At 67.4% G+C, this 20089-nt stretch carries 14 protein-coding genes; 10 read left to right on the top strand and 4 right to left on the bottom strand.

What is annotated here, in order from left to right; genetic code table 11:
• Positions 1-34 precede the first annotated feature (34 nt).
• The 9 genes from PBN85_RS04475 (at position 35) to PBN85_RS04435 (ending at position 10691) form a co-directional block, all read left to right on the top strand.
• Positions 35-592: a TRAP transporter small permease gene (locus PBN85_RS04475; protein WP_271300271.1), complete on the top strand. Its 558-nt coding sequence runs from the start codon at positions 35-37 to the stop codon at positions 590-592.
• Complete coding sequence (locus tag PBN85_RS04470; RefSeq protein WP_271300270.1) at positions 589-1893, top strand: TRAP transporter large permease; 1305 nt, start codon at positions 589-591, stop codon at positions 1891-1893. The genes PBN85_RS04475 and PBN85_RS04470 overlap by 4 nt, the downstream gene beginning before the upstream one ends.
• Positions 1890-2960, top strand: coding sequence for a TRAP transporter substrate-binding protein DctP (gene dctP, locus PBN85_RS04465; RefSeq protein ID WP_271300269.1), 1071 nt, complete (start codon positions 1890-1892; stop codon positions 2958-2960). The genes PBN85_RS04470 and dctP overlap by 4 nt, the downstream gene beginning before the upstream one ends.
• Positions 2953-4203: a CaiB/BaiF CoA transferase family protein gene (locus PBN85_RS04460; protein WP_037534513.1), complete on the top strand. Its 1251-nt coding sequence runs from the start codon at positions 2953-2955 to the stop codon at positions 4201-4203. Before dctP ends, PBN85_RS04460 begins: the two co-directional genes overlap by 8 nt.
• Positions 4203-6548 carry a 2-hydroxyacyl-CoA dehydratase family protein gene (locus tag PBN85_RS04455; RefSeq protein WP_271300268.1) on the top strand — a complete coding sequence of 782 codons (2346 nt, stop codon included), beginning with the start codon at positions 4203-4205 and terminating at the stop codon, positions 6546-6548. The genes PBN85_RS04460 and PBN85_RS04455 overlap by 1 nt, the downstream gene beginning before the upstream one ends.
• Positions 6545-7732, top strand: a complete 1188-nt coding sequence (locus PBN85_RS04450) for a CaiB/BaiF CoA transferase family protein (RefSeq protein WP_271300267.1) — start codon at positions 6545-6547, stop codon at positions 7730-7732. The genes PBN85_RS04455 and PBN85_RS04450 overlap by 4 nt, the downstream gene beginning before the upstream one ends.
• Positions 7729-8916 (top strand): CaiB/BaiF CoA transferase family protein, encoded by a 1188-nt coding sequence (locus tag PBN85_RS04445; protein WP_271300266.1) that lies wholly within the window; start codon positions 7729-7731, stop codon positions 8914-8916. The genes PBN85_RS04450 and PBN85_RS04445 overlap by 4 nt, the downstream gene beginning before the upstream one ends.
• Positions 8913-10034, top strand: a complete 1122-nt coding sequence (locus tag PBN85_RS04440) for a CapA family protein (protein ID WP_271300265.1) — start codon at positions 8913-8915, stop codon at positions 10032-10034. Before PBN85_RS04445 ends, PBN85_RS04440 begins: the two co-directional genes overlap by 4 nt.
• Before the next feature lie 216 nt (positions 10035-10250).
• Positions 10251-10691 (top strand): MarR family winged helix-turn-helix transcriptional regulator, encoded by a 441-nt coding sequence (locus tag PBN85_RS04435; RefSeq protein ID WP_051583450.1) that lies wholly within the window; start codon positions 10251-10253, stop codon positions 10689-10691.
• 87 nt (positions 10692-10778) lie between these two features.
• Here PBN85_RS04435 and PBN85_RS04430 read toward each other — a convergent pair whose 3' ends face one another.
• The 4 genes from PBN85_RS04430 to PBN85_RS04415 all read right to left on the bottom strand — a co-directional run bounded on the left by PBN85_RS04430 (position 10779) and on the right by PBN85_RS04415 (position 16793).
• A complete protein-coding gene (locus PBN85_RS04430; protein WP_037534521.1) occupies positions 10779-11429 on the bottom strand; it encodes a TadE/TadG family type IV pilus assembly protein in 651 nt (216 codons plus the stop codon).
• 5 nt (positions 11430-11434) lie between these two features.
• Positions 11435-11962 carry a TadE/TadG family type IV pilus assembly protein gene (locus tag PBN85_RS04425; RefSeq protein WP_271300264.1) on the bottom strand — a complete coding sequence of 176 codons (528 nt, stop codon included), beginning with the start codon at positions 11960-11962 and terminating at the stop codon, positions 11435-11437.
• Between the two features lie 41 nt (positions 11963-12003).
• Positions 12004-13920 (bottom strand): TadE/TadG family type IV pilus assembly protein, encoded by a 1917-nt coding sequence (locus PBN85_RS04420; RefSeq protein WP_271300263.1) that lies wholly within the window; start codon positions 13918-13920, stop codon positions 12004-12006.
• A gap of 605 nt (positions 13921-14525) precedes the next feature.
• The gene (locus PBN85_RS04415; RefSeq protein WP_271300837.1) at positions 14526-16793 is read right to left on the bottom strand and encodes a beta-glucosidase; all 2268 of its coding nucleotides are present in this window, start codon (positions 16791-16793) and stop codon (positions 14526-14528) included.
• Between the two features lie 190 nt (positions 16794-16983).
• On the opposite strand from PBN85_RS04415, the gene PBN85_RS04410 reads away from it, so the two are divergent.
• Positions 16984-20028, top strand: coding sequence for a TonB-dependent receptor (locus tag PBN85_RS04410; RefSeq protein ID WP_271300262.1), 3045 nt, complete (start codon positions 16984-16986; stop codon positions 20026-20028).
• The last annotated feature ends 61 nt before the right edge of the window (positions 20029-20089 follow it).

Here is a 20089-nt window from a genome sequence, read left to right as displayed (position 1 = left end):
TGATCCGGGCTGGCCGATCCTTGCGGAGACCGACGTGACCGATCACCCGAATGCCGCCGACGGCACGCCGATCGGGCCCGAGCCACGCGTGCCGCTCGTCACCGCTGACCTCGAGCCCATGCCGGCGGCGAGGGCGGGCCGGTCGCGGCTGGCGCGGGCCATGCTCGCGATCGGGTCGGCGGGGCTGCTCGGGGCGATGGCGACCGACGCGCTCGCCGTTGCCGGTCGCCACGCCGGTATCCGCCTGTTCGGCGCGATCGAGATCGTCCAGGCCTGTATCGTGCTGGTCGCGACCAGCGCGATCCTGCTCACCACGATCGTCGATGGTCACGCCCGCGTGCACATCCTGCTCGAACGGCTGCATGCCGCCGCATCGGCCCGGCTGCTGCGCGGCGCCGATGCGGTCAGCGCGCTGATCTTCCTGTGGATCGCGATCGGTTCGGCGTGGTTGCTCGCCGATCTCTGGTCGGCATTCGAGCTGACCGAAATCCTCCATATCCCGCTGCGCTGGCTGCGCGCCGCCTGGATCGCCGGTGCGATCGCCACCGCCTTGATCCTCGCCCGCCGGGCGCTGCGCGGAGCGCGGCCGTGATCGCGTCCGAATGGATCGGCGGCGGCGGCATCCTCGTGCTGCTCGCCCTGCTCGCGCTCGGCATCCCGATCGGCGTCGGACTGGCGCTGGTCGGCGGGGTCGGGCTGACGCTGCTGCTGTCGCCCGAGGCGGCGCTGATCAAGGTCGGCGTCATCACCTTCGATACGATCTCGCGCTACGAACTCGGTGTGCTGCCGCTGTTCGTGCTGATGGCGCATCTCTGTTTCGCCGCCGGCGCCAGCCGCGACTTCTTCGACGCGGCGGCACGGTTCATCGGCCATCGCCGCGGCGGACTGGCGATGGCCTCGATCGGCGGCTGCGCGGGCTTCGGCGCGATCAGCGGGTCGAGCCTCGCCACCGTGGCGACGATCACCTCGGTCGCGCTGCCCGAGATGCGCAAGGCGAATTACGCCCCCTCCTTCGCCACCGGCGCGCTGGCCGCCGGCGGAACGCTGGGGTCGCTGGTGCCGCCGTCGGGGGCGCTGATCGTCTTCGGCATCATTGCCGAACAGTCGATCGGCAAGCTGTTCGCCGCCGCGATCGTGCCGGGCATCACCCAGGCGCTGTTCTACATCGCGACGATCGCCCTGCTCTGCCGCCTCCGCCCCGAACTCGGGCCGCCGGCAGCACGCGCGCCGTGGCGCGAGCGCTGGCCGGCGTTGCGCAAGATCGGTGACGTCGGGCTGCTGATCGTCTTCGTCATCGGCGGCCTGTTCGTCGGCTGGTTCACCCCGACCGAGGCGGCGTCGGTCGGTTCGGTCGCCGCGCTCGCGCTGTGCTGGAAGCGCGGCCGGCTGACCCGCGTGGCGGTGAGCGGCGCGCTGGAGGCGACGCTGCGCACGACCGGCATGATCTATATCGTCGTGATCGGCGCGCTGCTGTTCGCGACCTTCATCAGCGTCACCGGCATCGCCGCGATGCTGTCCAACCTCGTTGCCGGGCTCGACGCCGGGCCGACGATCGCGATCATCGCGATGGCGCTGGTGCTGCTGCTGCTCGGCTCGTTCCTCGACGGACTCGCGCTGATGCTGCTCACTACGCCGATCTTCCTGCCGATCGTCCACCAGCTCGGGCTGAGTCCGATCTGGTTCGGCATCTTCCTGGTGCGGACGATGGAGATCGGCTTCGTTCACCCGCCGCTCGGGCTCAACGTCTATGTCATCCAGGGGATCGCCGGTGACATTCCGCTCGGCACGATCTTCCGCGGCATCGTCCCCTTCCTGCTCGCCGACTTCCTGCATCTCGCGCTGCTCATCGCGGTGCCGGCGGTGGTGCTGTGGCTGCCCGGAGCGCTCGCATGATCCGCCATCTCGCCGCCCTCGCCGCGCTGTGGCTGCTTGCCGCCTGCGGCGCGGCACCGGCCCCGCCGGCGGGCGTGACGACGCTGACCTATGCCAGTCCCTATCCGCCCGGCCATCCGTTCAGCCGCGCCGACATCCGTTGGATGCGTCACGTCGAACAGGCCTCGGCGGGGCGGTTGCGCATCAAGCCGTTCTGGGCCGGTGCGCTGCTGTCGAGCGACCAGAGCATGGAGGAGATCCGCCACGGCGTCGCCGACATCGGCCTGATCACCCCCATCTACACCCGCGGCGGCGCACATACCCAGCGCGCGCAGGCCGGCTTCTACGGCGGCGTCGCATCGATGCCCGAACAGATCGCCGTCTATCAGTGTCTCGCCGCACATTTCCCCGCTCTGGACGACGAACTGCACGGCCTTCGCGTGCTCGCCGTTCAGCCCGGCAACTTCCCCGGCATCCTGACCCGCAACCGCCCGATCCGTCGCCTCGCCGACCTGCGCGGCCTGCGCCTGCGCGCGCCGGCGGAGAATCTCGAGGTGCTGCGCGCCCTCGGTGCCGATCCGGTCGATATGCCGATGGCGGACGTCTATTCGGCGCTCGCCAAGGGGGTGATCGACGGTGTCGTCGCCCCCGCGGATACCCTCAAGAGCCTTCATTTCGCCGAGGTCGCGCGCTTCTTCACCACGCTGAAGGTCAGCCGCGGCTCCTATCCGGCGCGGGCGATCGGCCTGCGTCGCTGGCGGACGCTGCCGCCCGATTTGCAACGGCTGCTGGCCGACAGCGAAGGCGTGTGGGAAGCAGCCCTGATCGACGAGATCGACGCCGCCGAACGCGCCGGCATCGCCTTCGGCAAAAGCCATGGCGTCGCCTTCCTGCCGATAGACCCCGCCGACCAGCGCGGGTTCGATACGCTCTACAACACCAATGCCGCGCGCATCGCCCGCGACCTCGCTCGCTACGGCCGCGACGGCACGCCGCTGTTCGCCGCCGCGCAACGCCTGATCGCGGCGCATCGCGCCAGCATGCCGACCGCCTGCCCCTCCTCCGATCCGCAAGGTGCCCATGACTGATACCTCCACTCCGCCGCGCCCGCTGGAGGGCCTGCGCGTCATCGATCTCACCCGCGCACTCGCCGGACCCTATGCGACGTTGCTGCTCGCCGGCCTCGGCGCCGAGGTGATCAAGATCGAGGATCCGCGCGGCGGTGATCTCGCGCGGGAGAACAGCCCTTATGTCGGTCGCGACGGCGTGAGCATCGAACGGATGCACGACGACGACGTGTCGATCTCCCATCTGTCACGAGCCCGCGGCAAGAAGGGGGTATCGCTCAACTTCAAGGCACCCGGCGCGCAGACGGTGTTCGCCGATCTGTGCCGCACCGCCGACATCGTCGTCGAGAATTTCACGGCCGGCACCGCCGACCGGCTCGGCATCGGCTATGCCGTCGCGCGCGAGGCCAATCCGGGCATCATCTATTGCTCGCTGTCGGGTTTCGGCGCCGACGCGCCGGAGGGCGGCAAGGCGATGGACGTCATCATCCAGGCGCTGTCGGGGGCGATGTACACCAGTGGCGCTCCCGACGCGCCGCCGGTCCGGATGGGCATCCCGATCGCCGACATGCTCGCGCCGGTGTTCGCGGTGATCGGCATCCTCGCCGCGCTCGAACAGCGGCATCGCAGCGGCGTCGGCCAGCACGTCGACGTTTCGATGCTCGGCGCACTGACCTCGTTCGTCGCGATCGAGAATTGGTCGGCCCTCGCCGCCGCGGGGATGCCGGCGCGGACCGGCCTCACCGTCCAGCGGCTGTCGCCGTTCGGCGTCTTCGAATGCGCCGACGGCTATGTCGCGATCGTCGCGGTGCACGAGAAGCTCGCGCAGGGGCTGTTCCGCGCGATGCGTCAGCCCGACCTCGCCGCCGACCCGCGCTTCGCCACCCGCGATTCGCGCGTCGCCAACGCGCCGGTGCTGGAGGCGGCGATCACCGCCTGGTCGCGCACGCTCGCGGTGGACGAGGTGGTGGCGCGGCTCGAAGCCGAAGGCGTGCCGGTCGCGCCGGTGCGTCATCCGGAAGAGGCGCTGAGCGATCCACGCGTCATGGGGCGCGGCGAGACGATGCCGATCGCGCATCCCCGCTATCCGCATCAGTCGGAGCTGCGGACCGCGGGCATCCCGATCCGCTTCTCGGCAGCGAGCACCGGATTCGATGCGACGCTGCCGATCGGCATCGGCGATCACAACCGCGACGTCTTCCGCGATCTGCTCGGCTATGACGAGGAGCGGTTGCGCGCGCTCGGCGATGCGGGTGTGATCTGATGGACGCCGCCGCCGCGCTCGCCGCCATCGCCGCCGCTTATGCGGACCCCGATGCGGTCGCGGACCGCCTCGCCGCAGAGGGCGTGCGCGTCATCCGCACGATCGGCAGCGACGCGCCCTTCACCTGGTTGCGTGCGGCAGGCTTTGCGCCCGTCCGCCTTGCCGCGGCGGAGGGACCGGCGACCCCGATCGCGGATGCGGTCATGGGTCCGGCGACCGGGCGGCGGCGCGCGCACCGGCTGGTCGAGCGGCTGCTCGCCGCCGATCGCCTCGACGAGGCGGTGCTGATCACCCGCGCCGATGCCGAACAGGCGCAGATCTTCGCCGCGTTGCGCGAGCGCCGGCGCCTCGGCGAAACAGCGCCGGCGCATTTCCACCTGCTCGATCTGCTTCACCACGATCGTCCCGCCTCGCACCGCTATAATGCGGCACGGCTGGCGCAGCTTGATGCATGGCTGATCGCGCTGGGCGGACGGGCACCCACCGATGCCGCCCTGGCGCAGGCCGCGGCGGAGGATGAAGCGGCCCGTACGCTCCTACGTGCACTTGGGGAAAGGCAGTTGCGCGGCAGCGACCGGCTGCGGATCATCGGCGCGAGCACGATCCTGCCCCCCGCCGAGCTCACCCGACTCCTCGCCGCACTCGACGCCTTGCCCGAGATCGCCAGCGGCCGGCGCGTCTTCGTGACCGGCAGCGCGCCCGAAAGCGATGCGTCCTATCGCGCACTGGAGGCGGACGGTGATACGATCGTCGGCGACGACCACGAATGGGGTGATCGCCGCCTGCTCGCCGCCGCACCCGCTACTCGCGCCGCCGCTGCCGCGCCCGGCCTCGCGCCGCTCGCCGCACGCCGCCCGACTGCCGACGCCGAGCCGATCGTCGCGCGTGCCGCAGCCTGCGGTGCGGCGGCGATCGTTCACCTGACGATCGATGCCGATGAGGCGGCCGCCTGGACCGCGCCGGCGATCGCCCGCGCGCTGCCCGATGGCATGACGCTGACGCTGCGGACGATCGACGGACCAGCCGCCGCCGACCCTGCCCCGGCGCGACCGGCCGCCGCGCCGCCGCCGCGCAGCCGCAAGTCGCTCGCCGCACTCGCCGGCTTCGGTGCCTATCAGCGCGACTGGTTCGCCGAACTGCGGGAGAGGGTCGCCGCCGGTGCGCCCTTCGCGATGGTCAATGCCAATGCGCCGCAGGAAATCCTGCGTGCGCTCGACGTGCCGTTCGTCGTCAACCAATGGTGGGCGTCGATCGTTGCCGCCAAGCAGCAGACGCAGCGCTACCGCATGCTGCTCCGCGACGCCGGCTATCCGACCGATGTCGAGGCGTATAGCGCGCAAGGCCTTGCGGCGGCGATGGACGCAGAGGGTGTCTGGGGCGGTCTGCCCCGTCCCGATTCCCTCCACGCAGTCGGATCGAGCGACGCGACGATCGGCATCTTCGACGCCTGGGCCGGTCGGACCGGCGCCCGGGCCTTCCTCTACGAACGCACCGTCGATCCGCGGCTCGACATCGAGACGCGCTGGTGGGAGGTGCTGCCCGACCATTGGGACGAAGCGCTCGAACCCGAACGGATCGATCTGCTGGTCAGCGAATTGCGCGACGTCATCGCGGCGCTGGAGGCGACGACCGGCCGCGTCTTCGATGAGGCGCGGTTCGTCGCCGTGCTCGACCTCGTCAACGAGCAGGAGGATTATTACCGCCGCACCCGCGACCTGGTCGCGCGCAGCGTCCCCGCACCGATCAGCATCGTCGATTCGATGCCGGCGACGATGGTGCCGCAATGGCACCGCGGCACCGTCTGGGCGCGCGACGCCGCCCGCGCCTTCTATGACGAGGTCGCCGCCCGCGTCGCTGCCGGGGCGGCCGCCGTACCGAACGAACGCGTCCGGCTGATGTGGGTCGGTCGCGGCCTGTGGAGCGAGACGGCGTTCTACCAGCGCTGGGAGGAGAGCCATGGCGCGGTGTTCGTCTGGTCGATGTATCTCGCGCTCGCCGCGGACGGTTATATCCGCCGCTTCGATCGCGGCCGCGATCCGATGCGTGCGCTCGCGGCGCGCTTCCTGACGATGGGCGACGAATTGCGCATGCCGAGCTGGGCCGGACCGTGGCACGTCCACGAGGCGCAGTCGCATCAGGTCGACGGCGCGGTGGCGCTCGCCGATGCCGATCCGTTCGTATTGCGCGCGCTCGCCGCCGCGGGCATTCCGGTGCTTGAACTCGGCATCGACAATTTCGCGATGGACGCGGCCACCGCCGACGCGCTCGATCGACGGATCACCGCCTTCATCGAAGGGCCGGCGACGCGGTGCGCCGACTTGCGTCGCTGCGGGGCAACGGCATGACCGCGCCGCTCGCCGGGCTCCGCCTGATCGAGTTTTCGCGATTTCTGCCCGGCGCCTATCCCGGCTGGATCGCCGGCGACATGGGCGCGGACGTGATCCGCGTCGAGAATCCGCGCGAACTTGCCAAACATGCGCGGATGTTCGGGCAGGACGACGATCCCGCGACGGCACGGCTGCGCCGCGCCCGCCCGTCCTATTGGCGCAACCGGCGATCGATCGTGATCGATCCCGGCCATCCCGCCGCACAGGCGGTGCTGCACGCGCTCGTCGCCAGCGCGGATATCCTGGTCGAGGACTATCGGCCCGGTGTGATGGCGGCAATGGGGCTCGGCTATGAGGCGCTCGCGAAGGTGAATCCGCGGCTGATCTATTGCTCGATGTCCTTCGCCGGGCAGACCGGCCCGCTGCACGGCCGCGCGGGCCACGATCCCGCCGCGCTCGCGCTCGCCGGGGCGCTGTCGCGGCTCAATGGCACCGCGACGCCGACCTTGCCCGGTGTGCAGGTCGCCGACGTGCTCGCCGGATCGCATGCGGCAATTGCGATGCTCGTCGCGTTGCAGCAGCGCGCGCAGACCGGCAAGGGCACGCAGGTCGACATTGCGATGACCGATGCGGCGTTGCCGCTGATCGCGGTGGCGCTCGGCCGCTCGGCACCCGACGCCATTCCCCCGGTCGACGGTCGTTGGCATCCCAAGGGCGGGGTCTGGCGCTGCGCCGACGATCGATGGCTCTGCACCACCGACATGGAGCCGCGCTACTGGCAGCGTTTCTGCGCCGCGGTCGACCGCCCCGACTATGCCGCGCGGCAGTTCGACAGCGACGCGCATCCGGCGATACACGACGATCTCGCCGCACTCTTCCGCACCCGCCCGCGCGACGCCTGGCTCGACCTGCTCGCCGCCGCGGACACGCAGGCGATGCCGCTGCTCACCCCTACCGAGGCGTTGCGCCACCCGCATGCGAGGGCGCGCGGCATGCACGTCACGCTGCCGGTCGGCGACGGAGCGGTCGAGCAGATCGGCACGCCGTTCCACATCGCCGGCATCGACCCGCCCGCGCACCGCGCCGCCGGCCTGCCCGGTGCGGAACGGAGTGACATCCTTACCGAACTCGGTCTCGACGTCGCCGCGCAACAGGCTCTTGCCGACGCGGGCGTCTTCACCGGCGACAGGAGCACACGATGATCGATGCCCTCGAGGGCCTGCGCGTCGTCGACCTCAGCCATGCGATCGCCGGGCCGACCTGCACCAACATGCTGGTCGAGCTGGGCGCGGACGTCGTCAAGGTCGAGCCGCCGGCAACCGGCGACGGCTTCCGCCACTATACCGAACATGGCGGCGAACCGATGCTGAGCATTCCGTTCGCGGCGATGAACGCCGGCAAGCGCTCGCTCGCGCTCGACCTCAAGACCGCGGCGGGGCGCGAGGTGCTGTGGCGGCTGGTCGAGCGCGCCGACATTCTCGTCGAGAATTTCCGACCCGGCGCGCTTGACCGGCTCGGCTTCGGCTTCGACGCGCTGCACGCCCGTTGCCCGCGGCTGCTGCTCGTTTCGATCACCGGCTTCGGCCAGACCGGGCCGCTCGCCGATCGCGGCGCCTATGATCATATCGCGCAGGCGATGTCGGGGATCGCGCTGCTCAACGCCGATGCCGAGGGACCCAAGAAGATCGGCCTGCCGATCGTCGACGGGTTTACCGGCTATCTCGCCACGATCGGCCTGCTCGCCGCGTTGCGTCGGCGCGACCGTACCGGCATCGGCGAGCATGTCGACGTGGCGATGCTCGACGCGGCGCTCAAGCTGGTCAACACCAGCGTCTCGGTCCATTCCTATACCGGTCGGACGCCGGGCGGCACCGGCAATCGCGGCTTCCGCCTCGTCGCGACTGCCGATTTCTATCCGACGGGGGCGGGCTGGATCGCGCTGGGCGCCAACACCCAGCAGCAGGTCGAAACGCTGTTCGCGATGCTCGGCCATCCGGACATGGCGACCGATCCGCGCTTTGCGACGCATGACGCGCGCGTCGCCCATTATGACGCGTTGCGCGACTGGCTGACCGTGACGCTCGCCGACTGGCGGGCGGAGGAGCTGGAGGCGCGGCTTGCCGCCGCACGCGTACCCGCGGCGATGCTGCGCGAGGTCGGTGAGATCGCGCAGCATCCGCATCTTGCCGAGCGCGGCACGTTGCATCCGGTCGTACTGCCCGGCTGGGACCGGCCGCTGGCGGTGGTCGGCGCCGGTTTCGCCACGGCGGACCATCCGCCGGCGACCGTGCCGGTGCTCGGCAGCCACAGCGACGCGGTGCTGGGCGAACTCGGCCTCGACGCGGCGCAGATCGCCGACCTGCGTCGTGAGGGAGTGGTGGCATGAACCGGCTCGACGTGATGATGCTCGGCGACATCATCCTCGACGTCCCCGACCCCGATCACTGGATCGGCGGCGTCGCCGCGGTGACGCGCGAGGCCGATCTCGCCATCGGCCATCTCGAAGTGCCGCATACCCGCCGCGGCGAAGAGCTGTCCGGCGACGTTCCCGCACCGGGAGCCGACCCGGCGCACCTCGCCGCGATCGCGCGGGCGAACGTCCGGCTGCTGTCGACGGCGGGCAACCATATCGCGGATTGCGGCGCGATCGGCATCGCCGATACGATCGCCGAGCTCGACCGGCTCGGCATCGCGCACGCCGGTGCGGATCGCAATCGCGCGACGGCCGAGGCGCCGGCGATCGTCATCTGCGACGGGCGGCGGATCGCGCTGCTCAGCTACAATTGCGTCGGTCCGGAGATCGCCTGGGCTGGGGATGATCGTGCCGGTTGCGCCTTCGTTCGCGTCGCCACGGCGGACCGCAGCCCGACGCGGCCGCAGGCCGATCTGACCGAAGCCGATCCCGCCTCGGTTGCGCGGATGCAGGCAGCGATCGCCGCGGCCCGACGGGACGCCGATATCGTCCTCGTCGCGCTGCACAAAGGCATCACCCACCGCCCCGCCGCGCTCGCTCCCTATGAGCGCCCGCTCGCCCGTGCGGCGATCGACGCCGGCGCGGATGCCGTCATCGGCCATCATGCGCACATCGCGCGCGGCATCGAATTCCATCGCGGCCGGCCGATCTTCCACGGTCTCGGCAATGGCGTGGTCGTCACGCATGCGCTCAGCCCGGCGCAGGATCATCCCGCGCGCGCCGAATGGGCGGAGCGGCGGCAGCGGATGTTCGGCTTCGAGCCTGACCCCGCCTATCCGCTCGCCCCCTTTCATCCCGAGGCGGTCAACGGCCTGATCGCGCGACTGCGGATCGGCGACGACGGGCGTATCGAAGCCGGCTTCCGCCCGATGTGGAGCGCCCCGCCCGGCCGCCCGGAGCCGGCGACCGGGCCGCGGGCGGAGGCCGTCGCCCGCTACATCGACGCGATCGGCATCGCCGCCGGGCTGCCCCCGCTCGCTTATACGTGGGCGGACGACTGGGTCGTGCTGACCGACGACAGCAGCGGCTGAGCCTCCGCCTGCCGCACGCGACACAGCCGCACCGGCATCGTGCGCGCGGGCGGACGCCGCTGACATCGGTCGCGTCGCTGCGCGGCATGCCCGTCTTACAGCCGGACCCGAAGGCCGCCGGGGGATGCCGATGTACCGGTGCGCGGTTCTGCCTTGTCTCCGGGGGATCAGCCTCTACAGCCGAAGGCCATGCCCGCTCCCGCGCCTACAGAGCCGATGTCGCTCGGCCGCCTCGACAATTTCATAGGTTTCCGGCTCCGTCGCATCCAGAACTACCTGTCCAGCGCGTTCACGGCGGAAAGCGTCGCGCTCGGGCTGCGCCCCGGTGAATTCTCGGCCCTGGCCGTGATCGCGGCCAATCCCGGCGTATCACAGGGCACGCTGGCGCGCGAAGTCGGGCTGGACAAGTCCGCCGCGGTGGCGGTGATCGACGACCTCGAACGCCTGCGCCTCGCCGAACGCCGCCGGTTGACCGCGGACCGTCGACGCCACGCGCTCTACGTCACCGGTGATGGCGAAGCGGCGCTCGACCGGTTGTTCGCGAAGCTCGAAACCGTCGAGCGTGATGTGCTCAACGCGCTGAGCCCCGACGACCTTCAGGTCCTCAGCAGCCTGCTCGACCGCATCTATCACTCCTGCTTCCGTCAGGATGCGTAGGGAGTCTGCCGCACACCGCGCCGTTCCGGATTCAAGGAACGGCCGCCTGACCCGCGCCAGGAGCCGCGGAACGTTATGCTCGTCGGCTCACAGCCCCGTTGCAGAAGTACAATACTTCTTCGGCGGGAAACGGCTATCCGGCGTCGGCGTCGTGAAATCCTTGTTACGCGCGCGGAACATGGCGCTGCGGGTGAAGCTGGTCGGCAGGGTCAACCATGTGAACGGAACACTGCTGAACAGCGGCTGATATTTGTAACTCACCTGGACGTGGAACAGGATCTCGTCCCGGATCAGCTGGCGATTTTGCGGCAAGGTCGCGATCGACGTCGACTGATTGCAGCCCAGCATCGGCGGTGTGACGAAATTGCCATCGAACCTTTGCCAGAGGATGCGATTTTCGATCGTGCCGTCATTATCGGAATCGGTCCCCTGGACCCCGGTGATGACGATGCGGCCGAACTGGCGCAGATCGAACGGCTGCGCGGAAAGATCGATCGCGCTGAACAGATCGTAGACCTGCCCCTCACCGATGCCGATCTTGCCGGTGCCGCTCTGCGCGACGAGATCGGCGCTCATCGCCGCCAGCCGCTGCACGCGGTTGTTCGCCATGACGTAATTGGCAAATTCGATCCCGGTGAGCGCAAAACCGAGGAACAGCGGCAGCATCAGCGCGAATTCCAGGATCGACACGGCGCGCGTGTCGCCGGCGAGCCGTCGCAATGGCTGCGCAAGCGGCATCCGGTTCAACCGCGCACCACGGCTTCGTTGCGGACGACGGTCGTCACGCTGAGCGGCAGCGTGACGCTCCGCCCGATGAACCGACCGACGAAGCCGAACAAAAGCCGCTTGGGAAAGCGCACGGTATAGCTCACGACGTCGCCGGGGCCACCGAGCGCCCCCGTCTTCGCCGTGGTATCGTCCCATTTGCCGTTGCGGTTGCGGTCGACATACGGTTCACCGGCGTCATAGCGCCCGTTGCCGTTCTGATCGGTGTAGGTTTCGGGATAGGCCGAGCTGAAGTCGGCATATACTTTGGTCTGGATCTCCATCGTCTGTCCGGGCGCGGTGGCAAAGGCGGCCATGGATCGGGTGATACTGGCGGTCATGATATCCCGACGACGCGTCTCGTCGGTTTCCAGACTGGCCGTCGCCTTGCGCGCGGCGTCGACGACGGCACCCTCGAGCACCTGCCGCGCCAGGATCATATGACCCATTTCGATCGTGCCGCAGATCAGCGTCAGCATCGCCGGCAGGATGATGGCAAACTCCACGACGGTGACGCCGCGGGCATCGCGAAGGACAGGTCGCATCATCACTGCACCAGGTGGAGATCGACGAGTTCGGCCGCGATGTCGTTGAAAGCCGCCGTCAACGTCGCCGCATCGGAGGTGCGATAGACATGCCCCGGAGCGCATTTCTCGAACATGCTCAGCGTATTCGCATCGGTCGTCGTGAGCGCGACGATGTAGACCGTCGGCGGATTCGCCTCCGCCTGCAGCGATGCGCAGGTCTTGGCGAAGCGCCGTTCGGACTGGCCGGTCAATCCGCCCGGCGTCGACGAGATCGGACTGTCGGCGTAATTGCCGTAGAAGGTCCAGGTCCGGTCGGTATAGCCGTTTTGCGAAGTGCCGAGCGCCGTCTCGCCATCGGTCATGAAGACCAGCGCCCGCTTCGGCGATTCCCGTGACGGGTTCGTCCGCCGGAAGACGTCGTCGCGGACGAGCAGCCGATAGCCCCACAGCAAGCCGGCATGGTGCAGCGTGCCGTTGGCCGGATAGATGGCCGCATTCTTCTGGTCGATCATCGTCGTATAGGCGCTGCGGTCCCGCCCGTACGCGACCGGCAGCGCCTCTTCGGGGCATTGCCAATTGGGGGACGGGAATTCGGTCCTGTTTTTGGTGCCGTCGTTGACGCTGCCGCCGAGCGGATTGACGCTATATTCGGTTGCGACCTTCCAGTCGGTGGAAAAGTTCGGAATCCGTCCGTAATTGATCTTGAAGGGCGTGCCCGTGCGCGTCGAGAAATTCCACGGAGCCACCGCGGGATCATAATAACTGCCATCGGTGCGCGTGATGACGTCGTTGCCCGCACTGCCGGCACCGTCGTTCAGTCCGATGTACATCATGTACAGCCACCGCCGGTACGGGTTGTTCTGGAAATCGTTACTATAGGCGTCGTAGTTGAGCATGGGGTCGGCATAGGTGGCGTCGAGGCGGTACAGGTTGTTGTTCGGCTCGACGCCGGCGACCTTGTAGAAACCGCCGGTGTTCAGGGCACGCTCTGCGGCGGTGGCCTTATCCTGCGCGAGCTGCGGGACGTACATCGGCGGAATGAAATAGGGTGAGAGCGGTGGGTGGCCGCCCTCCCCCGGCAAGGTCCGATCGATATCCCAGGCATCCGGCTCGCGATAGGTCAGCGTGCTGTTGAGATCCTTGACGCTGTCATCGGCGAAGACGCATCCCTTCCAGGCGAGATGATTGGCCGGCCAGGATCCGCCATATTGCGCCATATACTGGTCATTGAAGGCGAACTGCTGCCGGATGACGGTCGGCGACTGCCAGTTCGGCAGCAATTTGCCGACGTTGACGGTGATATCATACATCACCATTCCCATCGCGAGATCGGGCCGCGCCGTACCGCCCTGATAGAGCACGCCGAGAAAGCTCTTCGCCGCATCCTTGAGCGCGGTGATGCGCGTCTTGACCACGCCATTGGCGTCGCGGGGCAGATTGTCCTTGAGCGAGCCCGTATTGTCGAGCACCATCATCACCTCGAGCGGATGCGGCTGGATCTCCGCCCGCGCGACGGCGGTGACGGTTTGCCGGTCGAAGCCGAAGGCGCGCATGAACGACATCGGCACGATCGCACTGGCCCGCACCGTCGTATTGTTGCGACCGTCGATCGCCGTGAACGTCGGCGTCACGATCAGTCCGGTGGTGCCCATATAGCCGTCGGTGAAATTTCCCCGGAAATAGGCCATCGCCTGAGCGTCGCGCCCCGCCGGCGATGTGTCAGCGACCGCGAAGGCGCGGGCACCGGCCAGCGCGGCAGCGTCGACACCGGCCTGCAACTGGGACTTCACGATGTAGACGCGACCGGTATCGATGGCCGAGCCCAATGCCGCGATCCCCGGGATAAGCCCGACCACCATCAGCGTGATCGCCGAACCGCGACGATCGCGCCAAAGCCTGCGGCCAAGCTGCGCCGCCCCCCGGAATGCCCCTGCCATCGTGTCTGAACCCCCTGTCGCCAGGGGCTTAGAACAAGAATGGTAAAGATTATTGCATCGTTGCCGGTCGCATCGGGCCTTTTGATACAAAGCCGACACACCAGGCCGTCGGCACGCCGTCTGCCTTTAGGGCGGCAGCGGGAGCGATGGCGGAGACAAATGCGGTGGCGCGACGATCGTAGCGGGGACAGGAGATAATGGCGGAGCTGTCGGTCTGATGCGGACGCGGCTCGGCGGATTGCGGCGCATGCGCACCTATCCTCTTCGGATCACCTGCAAGTGCCTGTCGTCTGACCGAGCACAACTGACGGTTCGGGCTGCCAGCTCATAAGAGGACATCCAAGCCATTTTCCACTTACCTGCCCCTGCCATCCGTCGATGCCGAATAGCAGGAAGCATAGCGAACACTTCTCACCTCCCTATGCGTTATGCAGAATAGAGCGGACCCCCGTCATTCGCCGAAGACAGGCTTCAGCTCTAGCGGGAGGACAAGCGCCTTAGCTTCTGGAAGAGCAATATACGAAGCGATGAAGGTCATGGTGCCTTCCGGTTCCGTGCCATATGTTTCCAAAAGCCTCAGCGCATGCCAAACGTTTGTGAAAGGATCAGGGCTTGAGGGTTTGGGCGGTCAACGTGGCGCTCAACATCGTCGTTCGGTCAGCGGCATCCTGTCCCACTGCGACCCGATAACGCCCAGCCCCAATCCGCCAGCCGGGCAACGCGGTGTCGTAATCAGCGACGACGCGCGGCTCAGCGGTCAGCGTAATTCGCCGGGTCTCGCCGCGCTTCAGTGCGATCCGGGTAAAGGCGCCGAGACGCAGCGGAGCGCCCCCCTCCTCACGCCCGACGTACATCTGCGGCACGTCGATACCGTCGCGGTCGCCGGTATTCGTGACGTCGAACGTTACGCTCAATGTGCGGCCGCCTTTCGCCACCGGGTTGCGATAGGAGAAATGGGTGTAGGAAAGGCCGTGGCCGAAAGGGAACAGCGGCTTCAGCCCTCTCTTTTCGTACCAGCGATAGCCAACGTCAGAACCCTCGACATAGTCGACCGGGAAGCTCTGCAGCACATGGGTCGACGCAGCCGCCGGATTGGCCGCCGCAGCCGCCTCCAGCCCGCTCAGCCGGTCGAGCCCAACGGGATGCGGGCGTGGCGGCTGCGAGGCGTCGGCGGGGAAGGTGATCGGCAGCCGCCCCGACGGATTGACCGCACCGGTCAGGATCGCGGCGATCGCCTCGCCGCCGCGCTGGCCGGGATACCAAGCCTGGACCACCGCCGGCACCTTGTCGAGCCACGGCATCAGCACCGGGCCACCCGTCTCCATCACCGCCACCGTATGCGGCTGCGCCGCGGCAATCGCGGCGATCAGCGCATCCTGCTGATTGGGCAAATTCAGGTTCGGCACGTCGTCCGCCTCGGTCGTCCATTGCGTCGCGAAGACGATGGCGAGGTCGGCATTCCTGGCCGCTTCGACCGTGGCGTTGAGGCTGCGGCCGTCGACCCAGTCGACCCGCACGCCGGGCAGAGCCTTGCGAAGCGCGAGCAGCGGCGACGAGGCGTGATAGGTGATGCGCGCGAACGACGCCGACCCACCGGTGGCGAGCGGGATCTCAACCGGCGCACCGCCAACCGATCGGACCTGTGACGACCCGCCGCCCGACAACACGCCGACATCGGCATTGCCGCCGATCACGACGATGCGCTTCGCCACCCGCGCGATCGGCAGGAGGTCGCCGTCGTTCTTGAGCAGGACGATGCCCGCCTCCGCGGCGCGCTGGGCGACCTCGGCATGCGCGGCATAGTCGGGCGTCACCGCCTTTGCCGGCACAGTATCGCCGAACGCGCCGGTCTCGATCAGCCCGGTCAGGTAGCGCGCTACCATATCGTCGATCCGCGCCATCGGCACCTCGCCCTTTTCCACCGCAGCCTTCAGCGGCTCGGCGAAATACAGCGCCTTGTCGAGCTCCTGCCCCGATTGCTGGTCGAGCCCGGCATTGGCGGCCTTGGCGGTTGAATGGACAGCACCCCAGTCACTCATCACCCAGCCGCGATAGCCCCAGTCGCGCTTCAGCACGTCCGTGAGCAAGTGCTTGTTCTCGCACGCCCAGTCGCCGTTGACCTTGTTATAGGCGCACATCACGGAACCGGGCTTGCCCTGCTCGATCGCGATCTCGAAGGCGAGCAGGTCGCTCATCCGGAGCGCCGCCTCGCCGATCCGCGCGTCGACGACCATGCGGCCCGTCTCCTGGCTGTTGAGCGCGAAATGCTTGACGGTCGAGACGATGCGGTTCGACTGGACGCCGGCGATATGGGCGCCGGCCAGCATGCCGGCGAGCAGCGGATCCTCGCCGAGATATTCGAAATTCCGGCCGTTCCAGGGATCGCGGGTCAGATTGACGCCGCCAGCAAGCAATACGTTGAAGCGCTTGTCGCGCGCCTCGGCGCCGATCATCGTGCCGCCGGCGCGGGCGATCGCCGGATCGAAGCTGGCCGCTGTCGCCAGACCCGAGGGCAGCGCGGTGGCGACGTCACCCTTGCGCTGTTCGACCTGGTTGGCGACGCCGAGCGACGCATCGCTTTCGCGCACCAGCGGGATGCCGAGCCGCGCGAGGCCGTCGATATGGCCGGCAGACGGTATCAGCTCGTTGCCGGTCTTGCCCGCTGCCATCGGCGGGAACAGGCCGTGCAGGAAGGCGATCTTCTCATCCAGCGTCATCTTCGCGACCAGCGCGTCGGCGCGTGCACGCGCCGCGCTGCCGCCGGCGTCGCGAACCGTCGGTGCGGCACGCGGCGGTCGCGCGGTGGCGGTCGTGGCGATGGCGACGGCCAGCGTCGCCAGCGATGCCCAGCGGGCGATGTGCGTCGTCGTCATAAATCCTCCCCTTGGCCCCGGTGTGTCCTTCAGGCCACGATTCTGCGGAATTGAACAGCAAATCCGGTGAACGTTCACGTCATCGCTTTTTCAATGCTTTGGCTCACTTGACAGCCCTGATCGCTTCGCACAAGTGAACGTTATCAACAAGAGCGGTCCAGCCGCGTCGTCGTTATCGGGGAGGATTATCATGCGTAGCGTTCGTGCTCGCCTGCTTTCGCAATTTGCCATCGGCGTTTCCACCGTCGCCTTTATCCTGCCGGCCGCCGCTGCGGCGCAGGATGCTTCCGCCACGATGGGTCAGCCCGGCCCCGCACAGACCGATCCGGCACCTGCGGCGAGCGGCGACGTCGGCCAGGGCGACGGTGACATCGTCGTCACCGGCATCCGCGCCAGCTTGCGCGAGTCGATCGACCTGAAGCGCAACGCGCAGGGTATCGTCGACGCGATCAGCGCCGAAGACATGGGCAAATTCCCTGACACCAACCTCGCCGAATCGCTGCAGCGCATCACCGGCGTGTCGATCGACCGCAACGCCAGCGGCGAAGGCCAGTTCGTCACCGTTCGCGGCTTCGGTCCGGAATACAATCTCGTCACGCTCAACGGGCGGCAGATGCCGACCTCGACGATCGGCGACGGCAACAGCGCGCCGGCGTCGCGTTCGTTCGACTTCGCGAACCTCGCCTCCGAAGGCGTCGCCTCGCTCGAGGTGTACAAGTCGGGCCGCGCCACCGTGCCGTCGGGCGGCATCGGCTCGGTGATCAACATCCGCACCCCCCGCCCCTTCGACAAGACGGGGCTGCGCGGCTCGATTTCCGCCCGCGGCGTCGTCGATACGTCGCAGAACGGCCACAAGGACATCACACCGGAAGTGTCGGGCATCTTCTCCGACACCTTCGCCGACGACCGGATCGGCATCCTCGTTACCGGCGCCTATCAGCGTCGCAACTTCAGCGCGAATTCGGCGAACATCGGATGGCGCGACGGCTATCTCGGCAACGAGAACAATTGGGGCTCGCTCGCCCAGCCTGGCGATCCGCGCTACGCCAACATCACCAACCGGCCGACGGCGACCGACGTCTATCAGGTCCCGCAGAACGGCGGCTACGATGTCGTCAACGGCCGTCGCGAACGCATCAACGGCCAGGCCGTGCTGCAATTCCGCCCGATCGACAGCCTGACCGCAACGATCGACTATACGTATTCGCGCAACACGATCGACGTCCGCGACAATAGCGTCGGCATCTGGTACAATCACAACGACACGCTGAGCGCATGGACCGACGGCCCGGTCGCCGGCCCGTCCTTCTACACCGAGCGGTTCACCGCGGCGGAGGCAAAGGATCTCGCCTATTCGGTGTCGCAGACTGCGACGCGTAGCGAAAACAAGTCGCTCGGCGGCAATCTGACCTGGCAGGCTCCGGGCGGCGTTACGATGACGCTGGACGCCCACCACTCGACCGCGGTGTCCAAGCCGGACAGCCCCTACGGCAACAGCAACTCGTTCGGCACCGCGATCTTCGGCATCCAGAACCAGACGCTGAACTTCGACAAAGACCTGCCGGTCATCTCGTACAATATGTATCCGGGCGTCGACGCGCTTAACGCGGCAAACATCGTCCCGACCGGCAACGCCTTCCGCAATTCCTATTTCCGCGACGAGATCAACCAGGTCATGATCCGCGGCCATTACGACCACAATCAGGGCTTCATGGACAGCCTGGACTGGGGTTTCGAATACACCGACAACAAGGTGCGCTCGGCGTACAGCGTGCTCCAGAACGACACCTGGGGCGGTGCCGGTGGCAGCACGCCGGCGCAGCGCGCTGCCGCGGCGGCCCTGCTCCCCGACAACATCTTTACGCTGACCAGCATCCCAGACAAATTCTCTGGTATCAGCGGCAGCAACGATCCCAATATCATCCAGTCGTTCTTTACGTTCGACCTGCCGACCGCACTGGCGCTGACCGACAAGGCCTATGGCACCTGCGGCGGCAACCTGCAGTGCCTGCTGCCCTACACGACCGACTCGCGGATCCGCGAGAAGACCGTGGCGCCCTACTTCCAGTTCAACGGCAAGTTCGACCTGCTCGCCGGCACCGGCCACTTCATCGCCGGCATCCGGTACGAGAACACGGACGTTTCGGCGAGCGCACTGGTGCCGACTCCGACCGGCGGCCAGCAGAATTCGCAGAACGAATTCAACGTCATCTATTCGGGCAGTGGCTTCACCACCTTTAAGGGCAGCTACAACAACTGGCTGCCGTCGGTCGACGTCGACATCGCGCCGCTTCGCAACGTCAAGCTCCGCGCGTCTTACAGCCACACGATCACCCGTGCGGATTACGGCAGCCTGCAGGGCGGTCGAAACATCGACCAGTTGTTCCGCGTTGGCGGCGGCACCGGGCGCGTCGGCAATCCGAACCTGATCCCCTACAAGTCCAAGAACATCGACCTGTCGGCGGAATGGTATTACGGCAAGGAAGACTATATCTCGGTCGGCTACTTCCATAAGGACGTCGCCAACTATATCGGCTCTACGCAGATCAACACGATCATTCCGGGAGTCACCGCGCCGACCACGACGCTGAACGGCGTGACGACGAATGGTCCTCGCTATCAGGCGGCGATCAATGCGCCGGGCTATGACGGGACCTTCGCCTTCATCCAGAATTACTATGCGGCGAACTTCCCGCAATATGTCGGCAAGAACGGCGCATTGCTCGCCGGCCCCGGTGATCCGTCGGTCAATTTCATCATCACGACGCCGTTCAACAGCAGCCAGACCGCGGCCGTCAACGGGTTTGAATTCGCGATCCAGCACAATTTCTGGAACACCGGCTTCGGCACGATCCTGAATTACACGATCGTCAACGGCAATCGCGACTACAACAACCTGCTGCCGTCGAGCATCCCGCAGTTTGCGATCACGGGATTGTCGGACAGCGCCAATGCCGTATTGTTCTTCGACAAATATGGCATCAATGCCCGCGCGGCGTATAATTGGCGCAAGGGATATCTGTCAGGCTCCGGCACCAATCCCTATTACGTCAATACGTACGGCCAGCTCGACGGCAGCGCGAGTTATGCGATCACGCCAATGGTCGCGGTGTTTGTCGAGGGCATCAATATCCTGGGCGAGAACCGCAGCGGTCACTTGCGTTCCGACCGTAATGTCAATTTCGTCAACAAGCAGGATGCCCGCTATTCGGCTGGCGTTCGCTTCACCTTCTGATCCTGCCCATCCCCTGCCAGCCTCCTCGTCAGAGAAGGCTGGCTTTTTTTCCCGGGGCGCG

The sequence above is a fragment of the Sphingomonas sp. CV7422 genome (genome assembly GCF_027945725.1).
GTDB lineage: Bacteria > Pseudomonadota > Alphaproteobacteria > Sphingomonadales > Sphingomonadaceae > Sphingomonas > Sphingomonas kyungheensis.
This window is presented reverse-complemented; position numbering and strand designations above follow the sequence as displayed.

Excerpts from the sequence above, each read along its gene's own strand:
- PBN85_RS04440 (WP_271300265.1), top strand. The coding sequence starts at position 8,913 with ATGAACCGGCTCGACGTGATGATGCTCGGCGACATCATCCTCGACGTC.
- PBN85_RS04410 (WP_271300262.1), top strand. The coding sequence starts at position 16,984 with ATGCGTAGCGTTCGTGCTCGCCTGCTTTCGCAATTTGCCATCGGCGTT.
- PBN85_RS04435 (WP_051583450.1), top strand. The coding sequence starts at position 10,251 with ATGTCGCTCGGCCGCCTCGACAATTTCATAGGTTTCCGGCTCCGTCGC.
- PBN85_RS04450 (WP_271300267.1), top strand. The coding sequence starts at position 6,545 with ATGACCGCGCCGCTCGCCGGGCTCCGCCTGATCGAGTTTTCGCGATTT.
- PBN85_RS04430 (WP_037534521.1), bottom strand. The coding sequence starts at position 11,429 with ATGCCGCTTGCGCAGCCATTGCGACGGCTCGCCGGCGACACGCGCGCC.
- dctP (WP_271300269.1), top strand. The coding sequence starts at position 1,890 with ATGATCCGCCATCTCGCCGCCCTCGCCGCGCTGTGGCTGCTTGCCGCC.
- PBN85_RS04460 (WP_037534513.1), top strand. The coding sequence starts at position 2,953 with ATGACTGATACCTCCACTCCGCCGCGCCCGCTGGAGGGCCTGCGCGTC.
- PBN85_RS04455 (WP_271300268.1), top strand. The coding sequence starts at position 4,203 with ATGGACGCCGCCGCCGCGCTCGCCGCCATCGCCGCCGCTTATGCGGAC.
- PBN85_RS04445 (WP_271300266.1), top strand. The coding sequence starts at position 7,729 with ATGATCGATGCCCTCGAGGGCCTGCGCGTCGTCGACCTCAGCCATGCG.
- PBN85_RS04420 (WP_271300263.1), bottom strand. The coding sequence starts at position 13,920 with ATGGCAGGGGCATTCCGGGGGGCGGCGCAGCTTGGCCGCAGGCTTTGG.
- PBN85_RS04415 (WP_271300837.1), bottom strand. The coding sequence starts at position 16,793 with ATGACGACGACGCACATCGCCCGCTGGGCATCGCTGGCGACGCTGGCC.